This is a genomic window from Marinomonas sp. TW1, from assembly GCF_001625355.1.
Classification (GTDB): domain Bacteria; phylum Pseudomonadota; class Gammaproteobacteria; order Pseudomonadales; family Marinomonadaceae; genus Marinomonas.
In genome coordinates, this window is sequence record NZ_JSEE01000012.1 from 69,906 (window position 1) to 84,946 (window position 15,041).

17 protein-coding genes are annotated in these 15,041 nt (G+C 42.9%); 11 read left to right on the forward strand and 6 right to left on the reverse strand.

Annotated features, from left to right (window positions below; genetic code table 11):
• Positions 1-16 precede the first annotated feature (16 nt).
• Both OA79_RS12200 and tusA read left to right on the forward strand, forming a co-directional pair.
• The gene (locus tag OA79_RS12200; RefSeq protein WP_063333523.1) at positions 17-613 is read left to right on the forward strand and encodes an alpha/beta family hydrolase; all 597 of its coding nucleotides are present in this window, start codon (positions 17-19) and stop codon (positions 611-613) included.
• A 34-nt stretch (positions 614-647) separates the two neighbouring features.
• Positions 648-881 (forward strand): sulfurtransferase TusA, encoded by a 234-nt coding sequence (gene tusA, locus OA79_RS12205; RefSeq protein WP_063333524.1) that lies wholly within the window; start codon positions 648-650, stop codon positions 879-881.
• Between the two features lie 40 nt (positions 882-921).
• Here tusA and OA79_RS12210 read toward each other — a convergent pair whose 3' ends face one another.
• On the reverse strand, positions 922-1,515 hold the full coding sequence (locus tag OA79_RS12210; protein WP_063333525.1) for a CBS domain-containing protein: 594 nt from the start codon (positions 1,513-1,515) through the stop codon (positions 922-924).
• A gap of 49 nt (positions 1,516-1,564) precedes the next feature.
• Positions 1,565-1,864 carry a hypothetical protein gene (locus OA79_RS12215; RefSeq protein ID WP_063333526.1) on the reverse strand — a complete coding sequence of 100 codons (300 nt, stop codon included), beginning with the start codon at positions 1,862-1,864 and terminating at the stop codon, positions 1,565-1,567.
• A gap of 206 nt (positions 1,865-2,070) precedes the next feature.
• Here OA79_RS12215 and adhP point away from each other — a divergent pair, with 206 nt between their 5' ends.
• From adhP to sdhD, 3 genes are all read left to right on the forward strand, one after another.
• On the forward strand, positions 2,071-3,087 hold the full coding sequence (adhP, locus tag OA79_RS12220) for an alcohol dehydrogenase AdhP (protein ID WP_063333527.1): 1,017 nt from the start codon (positions 2,071-2,073) through the stop codon (positions 3,085-3,087).
• A 291-nt stretch (positions 3,088-3,378) separates the two neighbouring features.
• Positions 3,379-3,759: a succinate dehydrogenase, cytochrome b556 subunit gene (sdhC, locus tag OA79_RS12225; RefSeq protein ID WP_063333528.1), complete on the forward strand. Its 381-nt coding sequence runs from the start codon at positions 3,379-3,381 to the stop codon at positions 3,757-3,759.
• The gene (gene sdhD, locus OA79_RS12230) at positions 3,750-4,100 is read left to right on the forward strand and encodes a succinate dehydrogenase, hydrophobic membrane anchor protein (RefSeq protein ID WP_063333529.1); all 351 of its coding nucleotides are present in this window, start codon (positions 3,750-3,752) and stop codon (positions 4,098-4,100) included. The genes sdhC and sdhD overlap by 10 nt, the downstream gene beginning before the upstream one ends.
• 73 nt (positions 4,101-4,173) lie before the next feature.
• Here the strand turns inward: sdhD and OA79_RS12235 are convergent, their stop codons facing one another.
• A complete protein-coding gene (locus OA79_RS12235) occupies positions 4,174-4,596 on the reverse strand; it encodes a MaoC family dehydratase (protein WP_063333530.1) in 423 nt (140 codons plus the stop codon).
• A 78-nt stretch (positions 4,597-4,674) separates the two neighbouring features.
• Here OA79_RS12235 and sppA point away from each other — a divergent pair, with 78 nt between their 5' ends.
• From sppA to yjjG, 6 genes are all read left to right on the forward strand, one after another.
• Positions 4,675-5,685 carry a signal peptide peptidase SppA gene (gene sppA, locus OA79_RS12240; RefSeq protein WP_063333531.1) on the forward strand — a complete coding sequence of 337 codons (1,011 nt, stop codon included), beginning with the start codon at positions 4,675-4,677 and terminating at the stop codon, positions 5,683-5,685.
• A gap of 137 nt (positions 5,686-5,822) precedes the next feature.
• Complete coding sequence (locus OA79_RS12245) at positions 5,823-6,590, forward strand: hypothetical protein (RefSeq protein ID WP_063333532.1); 768 nt, start codon at positions 5,823-5,825, stop codon at positions 6,588-6,590.
• 50 nt (positions 6,591-6,640) lie between these two features.
• Positions 6,641-7,549 (forward strand): 50S ribosomal protein L3 N(5)-glutamine methyltransferase, encoded by a 909-nt coding sequence (prmB, locus tag OA79_RS12250; protein WP_063333533.1) that lies wholly within the window; start codon positions 6,641-6,643, stop codon positions 7,547-7,549.
• A gap of 9 nt (positions 7,550-7,558) precedes the next feature.
• Positions 7,559-8,656, forward strand: a complete 1,098-nt coding sequence (gene aroC, locus OA79_RS12255) for a chorismate synthase (protein ID WP_013796222.1) — start codon at positions 7,559-7,561, stop codon at positions 8,654-8,656.
• A 76-nt stretch (positions 8,657-8,732) separates the two neighbouring features.
• Entirely contained in the window at positions 8,733-9,278 is a 546-nt protein-coding gene (yjjX, locus tag OA79_RS12260) for an inosine/xanthosine triphosphatase (protein ID WP_082825462.1), read from the forward strand.
• Between the two features lie 27 nt (positions 9,279-9,305).
• Positions 9,306-9,977 (forward strand): pyrimidine 5'-nucleotidase, encoded by a 672-nt coding sequence (gene yjjG, locus OA79_RS12265; RefSeq protein ID WP_063333535.1) that lies wholly within the window; start codon positions 9,306-9,308, stop codon positions 9,975-9,977.
• 587 nt (positions 9,978-10,564) lie between these two features.
• On the opposite strand, the gene OA79_RS12270 is transcribed toward yjjG, so the two are convergent.
• The 3 genes from OA79_RS12270 to OA79_RS12280 form a co-directional block, all read right to left on the reverse strand.
• Positions 10,565-13,126, reverse strand: coding sequence for a heavy metal translocating P-type ATPase (locus OA79_RS12270; RefSeq protein ID WP_063333536.1), 2,562 nt, complete (start codon positions 13,124-13,126; stop codon positions 10,565-10,567).
• Positions 13,110-13,562 carry a MerR family transcriptional regulator gene (locus OA79_RS12275; RefSeq protein WP_063333537.1) on the reverse strand — a complete coding sequence of 151 codons (453 nt, stop codon included), beginning with the start codon at positions 13,560-13,562 and terminating at the stop codon, positions 13,110-13,112. The genes OA79_RS12270 and OA79_RS12275 overlap by 17 nt, the downstream gene beginning before the upstream one ends.
• Before the next feature lie 157 nt (positions 13,563-13,719).
• Positions 13,720-15,009, reverse strand: coding sequence for an NAD(P)/FAD-dependent oxidoreductase (locus OA79_RS12280; RefSeq protein ID WP_063333538.1), 1,290 nt, complete (start codon positions 15,007-15,009; stop codon positions 13,720-13,722).
• Between the last annotated feature and the right edge of the window lie 32 nt (positions 15,010-15,041).

The following is a 15,041-nucleotide window of genomic DNA, read 5'->3' on the forward strand; positions in this document are numbered from 1 at the left end:
CAGGCCTCTTAACCTTATGACATTACCGTTTTTTTTGGCTCATGGTGCTGGAGCAGGGCATCAAAGTGATTTTTTGACTCAACTTCAACAGCGGCTACAAAGTGCATCATCGATCCTCGTCTCACCGATGACTTTTGATTATATGAGCCAACAAGAAGCCACAAGAAAACGAAGACCGCCACCACAATTTAAGACTTTGGTCGCCGAATATGAAAACCGTATATCATCCGAAACAGCTTGCATCGTATCGGGGAAATCGATGGGAGGACGAGTTGCGACTCAGCTATCGAAACACGAGCAAGTTAAGGCCATTGTGTGTTATGGCTTTCCATTTTATCCACCAAGAAAGCCAGAAAAGCACCGTTTGCTTTTTTTGGAGGGCTTAGAAAAGCCATGCTTAATTATTCAGGGGACTCGAGACCCATTAGGGAATTTGGATTGGGTTAGCCAACAAGTTTTGCCTAGCAATGTAGAGATTCATTGGGTTGATGGTGCAGACCATGACTTCAAAGTATTAAAGAAATACAATAAAACCCAAAATGAAGTGATCGAAGAGATTGCCCAACTTACAATTGAGTGGCTACAGAATAAGCAAATTCTGTCATCATTCTAATTTTCACTGCTGAAATTCAATATAGAGGATAGACATGGATCACCAGGCTGAGCTTGATGCAAGCGGATTACTTTGCCCAGAACCCGTCATGATGTTGCATGCAAAAATGCGAGAAATCTCGGCAAAAGATGTATTAAAGGTAACGGCAACCGACCCATCAACGACTCGAGACATACCCAAATTTTGTCAATTTCTTGGTCACAAGCTGGTTGAGCAGATTCAACAAGAAGACACATACTACTATTGGATTCAAAAAAAAGAGGCTTAATTATTAAGCCTCTTTTTATCTATTCCGTTACTTTAAACCGCTAAGCTACTCTTAGTTTTTGTGTTGTTTTTTTATCTTCCTCTAGTGCGATTGTGTAGATCTGTTGAAAGCTAGAGAAAGACACATCTATGTCTAATCTTAACTCCCGAGCCACATCATTCGAAGAAACTAATCCACGAATCGCCTTAGTCGCTTCATCGATGACCAATAAATGTTGGTAAGGATTGTTACGCTGGCTGAACAACAGTGATTCGATGTCTGAATTCTTTAAAGACTTGTAAGACAAAGCCAAAAGCGCTTCTTTAGGGCGCATTAGATCAGCGACAAGCAGCTCGGATCGCTGATAACCATCCGCGACTTTACGGATAAAAACATCTTCAGATAAATCTTCTAAACTGATCACGCCGATAAATTGATTGTTTGAATCAACGACTAGCTTCATGCGTACATGCTCCTTACGCATTAAAGTAACCAATTCATCAGCACGAACACTGGATTCAATTACTCTAGGTCCGCCAGCCGAAAAATCAGTAAACACCGTTAAAGCAGAAGAATATAGGTTTGTATTATCTGATGCATTTGGCCAAGTTAATTCATTGACATCTTTTGTCGAAACATAGGTAAGTGTTTTCATAACGAAACTCCTTCAAAAATTTAGTTTATATAAAGCTATTCTGAATGCGTTATGAAACGGGAGGGGCTCTTGGCTCAGTTTGGTTGATGTCGTAATTAGACGATATCTCAACGGGTGAGATGTATGGATTGATTAAGGTGTCGTTCAGTAGATTGTGGTCGCGGTAGGCCAATAAAAGGCTTTTGTCCGAACCAAAGTCTTGATCTGGAACAGAGACTTCACAGAATCGTTGCTCTATACTGGGTTCAATCCAGCGTAATTGACTCACTTCTTTTGCATTAGCGCGTTGGCTTATCGTCAATAATGACGATAACAAAACCGCTAATATAATGAGTAACTGCACTTTCATATCACACCTAAAGACATGTTCTAAGAAATTAATATAGGCTTGCTGAAGGGTAAATCACAGCTTTTTTATTAAATTGCCCTGTATTTGCACTATATCGTACTTTATTCGCCAGAAAAGCAGCTTAAATCTTGATCTAGATCGCGTCTTTATCCGCTTTAATCAACTACTATCAAGTGTCGAAATCACTCTTTCAATAGGAGAAGATGATGAAAGCTGCTGTCGCAAACCAATTTGGTAACATATTAAAAATTGAAGAGGTCGCCAAACCTAACATCCATCCTCATCAAGTCTTAGTCAAAATACACGCTTGCGGCGTGTGTCATACGGATTTACATGCCTGTCATGGTGATTGGCATGTAAAACCCACTCTTCCATTAATTCCAGGGCATGAAGGCGTCGGTGAAATTATTGAGGTGGGTGCCAATGTTGAGCATTTGAGTGTTGGTGACAGAGTCGGCATACCTTGGCTATACAGTGCTTGTGGGCATTGTGAATACTGTCTATCTGGCGACGAAAACCTTTGCTTATCTCAACAAAATGCAGGGTATTCTGTTGACGGCAGTTATGCAGAATACTGTGCGGCCCACGGCGATTATGTGGTCAAAGTACCTGATGGCTTGAACTATGTCGATGCCGCACCTTTGTTCTGTGCTGGCGTGACCACTTATAAAGCGTTAAAAGTATCTCAAGCTAAGCCTGGCAACTGGGTCGCTATTTTCGGCATTGGTGGGTTAGGGCATTTGGCCGTTCAGTATGCCGTTGCTATGGGGTTACGCGTGATCGCCGTCGACACAGGAGACGCAAAACGTCAATTAGCAACACAGCTTGGTGCTGAGCAGTATTTTGACTTTAAAACAGACGATGTCGTTGATGACATCATTAGCCTAACCGGTGGCGTTCATGCCACGGTGTGTACCGCAGTGAGCAAAGCAGGCTTTAGACAAAGCTATGATGTGGTGCGACGAGGCGGTAAATGCGTACTCGTGGGCCTCCCTCCGGAAGACATGCCTTTGCCTATTTTTAATACGGTTTTAAATGGCGTCAGTGTGGTTGGGTCTATTGTTGGCACTCGCAAAGACTTAGAAGAATGTCTTGAATTTGCCGCTCGAGGAAAAGTGAAAGCGATTATTGAAGAGAAGCAACTCGAAGACATTAATGATATTTTTTCCGACATGGAGAAGGGCGAAATCACCGGCCGGATAGTGATGTCATTAAACCCGTGATACAAATACCACTTCCTTCTATTAAAAGAGTCACTTAGTTGTGGCTCTTTTCTTTTTTATGTACATCAACAAAAATGTTGTGATCTAAAACACCGCCATTTTCAGTATCTATTTTCACCATTCTAATGGATTTAACCTCCAACCTCGTATTTAACACTCTTGTTCTGCGTCAAATTGTATTAGAATGTGTGCGTTTTTTTAATGTCATGACTATATTGGCATTAGTTTAACTAATAATCTTGACCAGATTAAATCATCTCACTGCGTAATGATTGATAAAGGAGCTCACTAATGAGCAAAGCTCGACCGATCAACCTAGATCTGAAGACTATTCGCCTGCCGATTACGGCTATCGCCTCTATCCTGCATCGCATCTCAGCCGTCATCATTTGGGTTGGCTTGGGTATGTCACTAACAGCAGGTTACTTCTCTTTGCAGTCTGACGACCGCTTTAACTTAGTCTACAACTTCATGACTGATAATTTCATTGGTCAATTTGTTGTTTGGGGAATGCTGACGGCATTGGGGTATTATGTGGTCGCTACCATTAAGCATATTATCCAAGACTTTGGACACTTTGAAGAGTTAGAAAGTGGTATGTTGGTATCCAAACTGGCGATTGCGGTTGGTATTGTTTTAAGTATTTTATCAGGAGTTTGGGTATGGCTATAAGTGCAGCAGATAAAGCCAGAAGTGGCACAAAGGAATGGTTATTTCAACGCATCACAAATGCCTTAATCTGCGTTTGGGCTATCATTACGATCGTTTTACTTATTGACCATCAGCCAGCTAATTTAGCGGATTTTTCGGCTTTGCTTGCGCCTGTTTGGTATAAAGGTTTGTCGAGTGTTGTACTGATTTTAGCGGCATTCAATTCCGTATTAGCCGGCTGGCAAATCAGTACGGATTACATCAAAGGTCTTGCGATCAATCTGATCTTCAACCTTTTAGTTCGATTAGTAAGCCTAGTATACCTTGTGGTTGGTTTGTATGTTTTATGGGGATTGAGTTAAACACTTATTTTCGCTAAAACCTGAAGGTGTTATCACAAACATGGGTTCAGAGATAACACCTTCAAACCAATAATTATTTAGCGGCAGGCAACATCATGGTTGCTTCACCAGTCACTACGACTTTCCCCTCACACTCGCAAACGGTTTTCAATGTCACACGGCGACGACGTTCATTAATGTCAGCGACCGTCACTTTTGTGACGACTTCTTGTCCAATAAATACGGGGGAACGAAACTTCAAGGTTTGCTCCAGATAGATACAGCCAGGTCCCGGTAATTGTGTACCAATGGCAGCAGAGATGAAGCCCGCTGTCAGCATACCGTGTGCAATTGGCTGCCCAAAAGAGGTTGTGGCTGCATAGTCAGCATCTAAATGCACAGGATTTGTGTCTCCTGTTACTTCAGCAAATGCATGGACGTCTTGTTGTGTAACTGTCTTTCTGTATTCAACAGTTTGATCTAATGTCAGCTCTTCTAATGTAAACCCTGAATTCATTGGTAATCCTTATCGTGAAAATTTTCGCTATGGTACACTTTCAGTCAATACATTAACAAATCTTTAGGGCTTAAATACATGAGTTGGACGGAAGAAGAAGACAAGGCAGCGAAGCACAATCAACCCACCGTTAATACAAACAGTGAACCTCAGCAACAAGACATCGATGCAAAGAACGAAATTTGGACCTTGCTCGAAAAAACCTTGCTTGAAAACATAGCAGAAAAAAAACGAGCAAGACGCTGGAAAATTTTCTTTCGATTTACCACTCTAGCCATCTTCGTTGGCATATTGGCCGCTTGGTTTACCCGTGGTGAATTGAGCGATATGCAAATACAAGGGGATACCGTCGCCATAATTCCAATGCAAGGCGTCATTGGTGCAGAAGCCGATATTGAATCATCCGAAATGGTGTCTTTATTGGACAGTGCATACGGCAGTAACCAATTAAAAGGCGTGATCATTGAAATGAACAGTCCAGGTGGCAGTCCTGTGCATTCAGGCATTATTTATGATGCGATCCGTAACAAACAAGCCGTGTATCCAGACATTCCGATTTTAGTGGTAGTGGAAGATATGGCGGCGTCGGGTGGATATTACATTGCCTCTGCTGCGACGGAAATTTATGCGAATCAAGCCAGTTTAGTCGGCTCAATAGGTGTTATTTCGGCTGGTTTTGAGGCGTCAGAGCTGTTAGATAAAATTGGCATAGAGCGGCGAGTGTTTACTGCTGGTCGAAACAAAGCTTTTCTTGACCCATTTACGCCTATGACAGCGGAGGCGTCAGAAAAATGGCAGTCCGTGTTAAACGAAACGCATCAGCAATTTATCAATGCGGTTAAAGCGGGCCGTAAAGATCGATTAACCATTACGGATGATGTTTTTTCAGGCATGATCTTTACTGGCACCCAAGCAGAAAAGATCGGATTAATTGACGGCCTGGCAAGTCTCAATCAACTGCTTGAAACCCGTTTTCCAAATGCTAGACCGATTTTATTTGAACCCAAAGAAGAACCATTAAAAGAATTGGCAAAAGAGCTTGGCGTCGAATTTGCAGTTAAGGCCTTAAACCAGTTTCAGTGGCAGTAACATTCGTTCGTGTCAATAAAAGCGCCCAGTTTAACTAGGCGCTTTTTTATGTCTCAAAAGGGTGTGAAAACGTGATATCAAATGATAAATTAAATAAATTTTTACATTAATTATCAAATTTACTTTTAAAGACCCCTATGGCAAGAAAAGCGAACATTTCAAGAGAAGAAATCCAGCAGGCATGCTGGGCATTAATCGACAAACAGCAATACCCAAACATTCCAAGGGTCGCTCAGTACTTTCTCGATAAAGACGGTCGACAGTGCTCCAATACCACCTTGCTAAATGCCATCAACCAATGGCAAAAAGATTATCAAGAGCATGAAAAGCAAACCCAACACAATCTTGATGAACGACTCGCACCTCCTATAAAACAATTCATGCGAGAAGCCTCGAAACAGTTGAATCAATTGCTTGAAGAACAAATTTTTGACATAGAGGCTGGGCGCAAGCTTAAGCTCTCAGCAATTGACTCAGATTATCTGTCATTAAGTGAAAGTCTGGCGGCATTAGGAGAAGCACATCAAGAATTAAAAACCGCGCATCATAGCCAGCAAATCCAAATGAACAGCCTTAATCAAGAAAACCAGCACCAAGAAAAGCGCCTCAACGACGTCTTATCGCATAACCAAATCCTAAAGAAACAACTTGAAGAGGCCCGTTTAGAAAATGAAACCTTACGACTCAATCTAGCGCAGCGAGAATTAGATCTGGCTAAACAAGACGCTCACATTAAACACTTAGAACAGACGCACGAAGATGCACTTTTACGGCAACAAAATCAAAAACAGCAAGCCGATCAAGCAAATCGACAATGGCAAGAGATTCACTCTCAGCTCGAATCTCTCAACGCATCCGTAAATCGACTGCAAGATAAAGACAAAGATAGAGGCAGGGGGAAATAGTCGTTATAATGAGGCATGCTTTTAAATGATCCAACCAAAAAGAAGAGACAATGAGCCGTAAACAAACAGCCATTCGCGATTTGCACAGCATCAAAGATTTCATTAGATGGACCTTTACGCGCTTTCAAAATGCCAACTTATTCTATGGGCATGGTACCGACAACGCTTGGGATGAGGCTATCCAATTGGTCATGGGGGCTCTTAAACTGCCTCTGGACTTTGATCGCTATATGTTGGATTGTGCATTAACGCAAAATGAAAAAACACACATACTCAAACTGGTACATCGACGAATCAATCAACGAGAGCCGTTGCCTTATTTATTAGGTGAAGCTTGGTTCATGGGCTTACCGTTTCACGTTACCAAAGATACTCTCATACCAAGATCCCCCATATTATCCTTACTTGAGACTGAATTTTCCCCTTGGTTAATGCATTATCCTTTCAATATTTTGGATATGTGTACTGGCTCAGGTTGCCTCGGCATTGCGGCCGCCTTGATCTTTGAAGATTCAGAGGTCGATCTAAGCGACATCAGTGAAGCGGCCTTAACCGTCGCAAAGCAAAACATCCATCGCCATGACGTTGAAGATCGAGTGCGTGCCATTCATTCCGATATGTTTGCTGGGTTAGACAACAAGCAATATGATCTCATCATTTGTAACCCGCCATATGTCGATCAGGATGATTTTAAGAGCGCACCAGAAGAATTTCATAACGAACCAGAAATCGCACTGACATCAGGCGAAGATGGTTTGGATTTTACGCATCAGTTTTTATCACAAGCCGCACATTACTTAAATGATGAAGGCATTTTGGTGTACGAAGTTGGCAACTCTGAAGTGGCACTGCAAGCCGCATACCCTGACACACCATTTATGTGGATGACGTTAGAACAGGGCGGTAATGGCGTGTTCATTTTAACCAAAGAACAATTAATCGAATTATTAAACGAGTAGAATAAACCTATGTCAGGCAATACGTTCGGAACCCTATTTAAGGTCACCACTTTTGGTGAAAGTCATGGTTTAGCATTGGGCGCTATCGTAGATGGCTGCCCTCCAGGTATTGAAATTTGCGAAGCCGATTTACAACGTGATCTGGATCTTAGAAAACCCGGCACGTCAAAACACACCACCCAACGCCGTGAAGCAGACGAAGTCAAAATCTTATCAGGGGTGTTTGAAGGAAAAACAACCGGTACACCGATTGGCTTGTTGATTGAAAATACCGATCAGCGCTCCAAAGATTATGGCAACATTGCCAACACCTTTAGACCGGCGCATGCCGACTACACGTATGATCAAAAATACGGCTTCCGAGATTATCGAGGTGGTGGACGTTCTTCAGCCCGTGAAACCGCTATGCGAGTGGCCGCTGGTGCGATCGCTAAAAAATACCTAAAACAAACGTTTGGCATCGAAATACAAGGCTACTTGTCACAGCTTGGCCCCATCAAACTGGCGGTGAAGGATCTATCTCAAGTCTATGACAACAGCTTCTTTAGCCCAGATCCAGACGCTATTCCAGAATTAGAAACCTACATGACAGCACTTCGCAGAGAAGGCGACTCGATTGGCGCCAAAATCACAGTCATCGCCAAAAATGTCATGCCAGGACTCGGCGCTCCCGTATTTGATCGCTTGGATGCGGACATTGCTAAAGCCATGATGGGCATCAATGCTGTCAAAGGCGTTGAAATTGGCGACGGTTTCGATGTCATCGAACAAAAAGGCAGTCAACATAGAGACGAGATGACACCAGAAGGCTTTCTTACAAACCATGCAGGCGGCGTGTTGGGCGGCATCTCGTCAGGTCAAGACATCGTCGTCAACATGGCGCTAAAGCCAACGTCCAGCATCACCACACCAGGCAAGAGTATTGATCGTGATGGTAATGCCATTGACGTCATTACGAAAGGGCGGCACGACCCTTGTGTCGGCATTCGCGCCACGCCAATCGCTGAAGCCATGCTGGCCATCACGCTAATTGACCATTTGTTGCGTCACCGAGGTCAAAATGCTGATGTAATGTGCCCAACTCCGATCATTAAAGGGCAAGCATAACGATAAACGCATTCAAAAGCCGCATCCTTTTGGTTGCGGTTTTTTTCGTTTCAAACGGTATATTAATGAGGAACACATGACTTCCGTGATTCGCATTCAAGTAGGCTCAACCAATCCTGTTAAAATTGCCGCGGCGAAACAGGCTTTCGAGCAGTGTCATCCAGATCATATTATTCATTGTGAAGGTCGATCGACACCATCGGGCGTAGCGGATCAACCGATGACAGAGTCAGAAACACGCCTTGGCGCGATCAATAGAGCGCTAACTTGCCAACGAGATGACAGCAATAAGCAATTCGCTTTTTACATTTCCATGGAAGGTGGCGTTGATCAATTTGAGGAGGGCGCTGCTACTTTCGCTTATATCGCAATTGTGGATCAACAAGGAGCTCAACATATTGGCCGATCCGCGAATTTGCCTCTTCCTGATCAAATATTTAAACGACTTGAAAATCAAGAAGAACTTGGGCCAATAATGGATCAAGTCTTTAACACAGAAAACATTCGTCAAAAAGGCGGTGCCATCGGCCTATTTACCAATCATGCCGCAACCAGACAAAGCGTGTATTCACAAGCCATTATTTTAGCCTTGGCTCCGATTTTACACCCTCAACACTTTTAACTTGAATGACACGAAAGAAGCCTAACTATGAAGTATCAGTGGGTACTATTTGACGCCGATGAAACCTTATTTCACTTCGATAATTTCTCAGGCCTAAAGCGCATGTTTAGCCAGTATGGCGTCACATTTGAAACAGCTGATTTCCAAGCTTATCAAAACGTGAATAAGCCACTTTGGGTAGATTATCAGAACGGCAAGATCAGCGCCTTAGAACTACAAACGAGGCGATTTGACTTCTGGTCCAATAAACTCAAGGTGAGTTCGAGCCAACTCAATCAAGAATTTTTGAATGCCATGGCAGAGATCTGCCAGACATTACCAGGTGCAGACGACCTAATTAAGAGCCTACACCAGTCAGGCGTTAAAATGGCCATTATCACCAATGGCTTTACCCAGTTACAAGAGATTCGCTTAGAAAAAACCGGTATGAGTCCATATTTCGAACATTTGATCATTTCTGAGCAAGTTGGTGTGGCGAAGCCAGATGCCAAAATATTCGAATACGCTTTTAACAAAATGGCACAACCAAGCAAAGATAAAGTGCTCATGGTTGGCGATACGTTAGAATCGGATATCTTAGGTGGCAACCAATATGGTATTGATACATGCTGGTTAAATCATCAAAAACTCGATCAGCATGACACCATCAAGCCAACGTATACCGTTAATCATTTATTAGAGCTGAAGAATCATCTTTGAGCTATCGATAACAGCACAGAATCAAAATAGGACGCTTATTTACACTTACTATTTCCGATAAATGTTATTATCGGAAATAGCAAATTATTACAAAACAGCCTACAATTTTAGTTGTAGTTTATGTTTTTCAATCAGTTAAGTTATTTATTAAGAGATTCAGGCGTGACCTCACTGCCTCTTTGAGCCGAAATGCGGAATGCTTCAGCCCCATTCTCAAAGAAACATTCCATAGGTGAAGTTCAGGCCGTGACGAGTTCCATATCTGCTTGGTTGGCAACATCTTTGGGGCCAACAGCATGATTTTTAAATTCCGATGTTTTATCAGTGATCGTCTCGAACGGTTCCAGTCTATCGTGGAGTTACAGTGTTTCATGGGCAGGTTGTTATGCTCAAAACAACCTCTATGGGGCTAAAGCCTTTTTCAGGTATGGAGTGATAAACCATATCACCTTATAAATGAAAACTTTCTATAATAATGTGGTGTATTTGGATTATCGTCTTATAAATAAACAAGCACCTTGATCGATCATTTCTTAGCCACCCAAAACCAATAAACGACAAAAACCATTGCAAGTACTCCTAACAAATTAATGAGCACGCTCAACCTCCTTCAGTTTGTTTTTAATCGCTCGTCTAAGCCTATTCGCATTCAACACGACTGTAACAGAAGACAAAGACATGGCCATGCCTGCAATAATAGGACTGAGCAACCAGCCAGTTATGGGGTAGAGCAAACCTGCAGCAATAGGTATGCCTAAGGCGTTGTATGTAAAGGCTCCCCAAAGATTTTGTTTGATATTACGAATGCTTACCTTGCTCACCGCAATGACATCCACCAAAGCATTCAGGTTATTATGCAATAAAGTGACATCCGCACTTTCCATCGCAACATCCGTACCCTCACCCATTGCAAAGCCCACATTTGCCTGCGCTAATGCTGGCGCATCATTGATCCCATCACCTACCATGCCTACAACAGCCCCCTGACCTTGAAGAGATTTGATCCAATTCAGCTTATCTTCTGGCATCAACTCGGCATGATAGTCATCCAAGCCCAATTGATTGGCAACTTGCATAGCGTTTGTTTTTTGATCACCGGTCAACATTACTAATTTTATGCCCATTTTTTTTAGGCTTTTCAACGCATTTTCTGCCGCATCTTGAAGCGGATCTTGCAATAAATAATGGCTTAGCACTGTGTCATTCGTAAACAAGTAAACATGGCTACCAGCCTCTTTTGCGTTCACTGAAGCAGGAACAGAAAGGCCAGTCTGAATAAGCCACTTTTCATTACCTAGGTAATACCAGTCATTTTGGTATCGACCACGAACACCTAAACCTGGCAGACTTTCATATTCAGTCAATGAGATGCGATCAAATGAAAACTTGTCTATGGTTTGCTCTGACGCTTGTTTATCAACATGTTCAAGTAAGGCATGGGCTAACGGATGGTTCACTTTGCTTTCAAGGGATTTAACCAAAGCATTAACGAAATCTATATGAGCGCGCTCACCAACATAGTCAACCTTAGTAACACTGGGTTTTCCTTGCGTGATGGTGCCTGTTTTATCAAACACCAAACAATCCAACTTGCTGGCGACCTGTAATGCCTCACCATTACGAATCAGCCCTCCTACTTCAGCCGCCTTCCCCACACCAATCATAGTTGATATTGGCGTTGCTAAACCGAGTGCACAGGGGCAAGCTATGATTAACACAGAAACAGCGGTTACTAGCATGTATGAATAATCGAGAGTATCAGCGAGGTTATACCAAGCTAACGCAGTCAATATCGCAATGATAATCACGCTAGGGACAAACACACTAGATACTTTATCAGCCAATTTACTGATCGGTGGTTTTGAATTTTGCGCTCGACTGACCATTTCTACTATTTTAGCAAGTTGAGTCTGCTTGCCTGTTCTAAGCACCTTAATGACCAAGCTACCATTCGTATTGATGGTACCGGCCCTAACAGAATCGTCTTTTGTTTTGTAAACAGGAAGGGACTCACCGGTTAACATGGCTTCATTTAGATAAGATTGACCTTCTATAACATCGCCATCAATTGGGACGGCATCACCAGAACGCAATCGAATTAAATCCCCTGCATTGATTTGTGAGACTTGGACAGGCACCTCTCGTCCATCACGAATCAGTATCGCTTGCTTGGGCGCTAGATCTAACAACTTCTGCAGGGCTTGATTGGTTTTGCTTCTGGCTTTGACTTCAAGCGCCTGGCCGAGATTGATTAAACCAATGATCATGACAGCGGCCTCAAAATACAAATGCCGAGTATTGACTGGAAAATAATCTGGTAACACAACGACCAGCATGGAATATAACCAAGCGCTGCCAGTCCCAATAGCAATTAACAAATCCATATTGGCATGATGTGAACGCAAGGCTTTCCATGCACTTATGAAATAATGCCTGCCTGCGAAGTACATAATGAACGCACATAATGAGCCAATAGAAAACCAAGCAAACTGTTCGGTGAGCGAGCTCACTATCATGCTTCCGCCTAATAGGCCATACAGCATAAGCGGCACACCCACGGTAAGCCCCATTAAAGACGAGGTGATTTTGTATCGATATTCTTTGGCATCCTTAACGATTTTCTGTTCTGCATTTTGTTGCGAATCTGTCACTAGCTCACCTTGATAACCGGCCTCGCTGATCGCCGTCAACAAATCTTGATGGCTAGCGGAGCTAGACACTTGAGCCAGATGACTTGCAAAATTCACTTCAACCTTTTTGGTTCCAGTCACTCTGGCTAATGCTGACTGAACGGTATTCACACAACCCGCACAAGTCATTCCCGAGACCGCAATCTGATATTCTGCTGGCTGTATTCTTTCTCGTTCGCTGGTTTGTTTTTTTAATTGAGCATGATCATTCAATAAGGAAGTATCTACTTCTTGCTTTGGTTTATTTTCACTTATTGCAAACCCAGCTTGCTCAACGGCTCTCTGAATTTGTGCAAAGTTCAAATCCGATAAAACCTCTAAATGATTCGCCTTTGGGTCACCAGTCACATCAGCATTGGAACTGAATGCTTGAATCTGTTCGCGGATTTTTCGAACACAGCCTTGGCAGGTCATGCCATAGACAGACAAAGACACTTTCTCTTTATTTACATCCGTCATGGCAGGCCTCCGAGGCTTTTTCTGATAGAGAAACGTCTTCCCAGTCTTCAATTAAGCAACAAATAGAATGACCATCTGGCACGCCGTCTGGCATGGAGTCCCAAGCCGCTAAAGCGGTTTCCATTTTAGCCAGATGTGCTTGTAATTGTGCTATCTTAGCCTTTGTCTCCGGCACCTTGTGTTGCAATAGATCTCGCACCATAGGGCAAGGAGAATCGCCACTGTCTGATTGTTGTAGGATATTCTCTACTTGCTTGAGGCTAAGCCCCAACTCTATTGCTTGGCGAATAAATTTCAGCCTTTGCAAAGCGGTTTTGTCATAAACTTGATAGTCGTTATCAGGATTTCGCTCAGCCGTTATTAAGCCTAATCGAGTGTAGTGACGTACTGTATCCGGTGTGACCAACGCTTTTTTCGCTATTTCACTGACTCGCATATCACCTCCATCTGAAACAATTCTAGAGAGTATAGAACCTATGTGTAACACACAGGTCAAATCTCAGAGCAAAAAAAACCGACATACTCCTGTATATCGGTTTAAGACATCAACGAAAGTCAATTTGGCTCAATAAAGAACCTCTCCCAAAATTTACTTAGTGGAGCTTTAGCTTGGGTTTCACAACTTTACCCACCTTCTGCGCTGCCATGATGATGGTCGCTTTGAACCAACCGTGTATGGCAATCAAGTGAAGACGATAAAGGGATACATAAACAAATCGAGCCAAACGCCCTTCAATAAACATTGAACGACTGCTTAAATTGCCCATTAAGCTGCCCACTGTACTGTAGCGACTTAAGTTCACTAAAGAACCATAGTCTTTATAGGTGTACTCTTTTTGAGTTTCGCCTAAAAAAGACGCTTTGATATTGGTAAACACTAATGAGGCCATTTGATGCGCTGATTGCGCTCTTGGTGGCACAAAAGAACCATCTGCTTGCTTACAGGCACAACAGTCACCAATAACATAAACGTTATCAAACTCAGTTGCTTGCAGCGTGTTTTTTACTAAAATTTGATTGTTGCGTGTCGTTTCAAAGCCTTCAATGTTCGCCACAAAATCTGGCGCCTTCACCCCTGCCGCCCAAATCATAAGATGAGCATCAATGGTTTCTTCTTCGGCGGTTTCGAAACCACCTTCAAAGGCTCGGACAACTCGAGTTTTTTCGCTTATTTGAACACCAAGGTGTTGAAGCTCTTTACTGGCCAGCCCAGCAATACGTTCAGGTAAAGCCGGTAATATTCGCTCACCCGCTTCAATTAATTGCACCTGAACCCGTTTGCCTGACATGTCTGGCATACCATAGGACTTCATTAATTCAGCTACGTGGAATAATTCAGCGGATAATTCAACTCCAGTTGCGCCACCACCAACAATCGCAAGTTTAAGCTTAGAGTCAGCACCCTCTTGATTCACGCGTAAAAATTGTTGTAGTAATGCTTGCTGGAAGCGCTCAGCTTGGCGATGAGAGTCTAGGAAATAACAATGTTCGGCAACACCTGGAGTGCCAAAATCATTGCTAACACTGCCAACTGCCATCACCAGAATATCGTAACTGACATTTCGTTCGGGTAGGACTTGATGACCTTTATCGTCCAAAATGGACGCTAAAGTAAGCACTCGTTGAGTTGGGTCGACATTAATTAATGTACCCAATTGAAATTGATAGTGATGTTTTGCAGCGTGGGCGCGGTAATTTAGACCATCATTATTGATGTCTAATGACCCTGTCGCCACTTCATGAAGCAGTGGCTTCCATATGTGCGTCTGACTCCTATCAATCAGCACGACCTCTGCTTGACGCTTTTTCCCAAATGCTTTGCCAAGTTTGGTAACCAGCTCTAACCCGCCAGCACCACCACCAACAACCACAATTTTTTTCATATGTGCTCACCTATAACTGTTGAATCATCGGG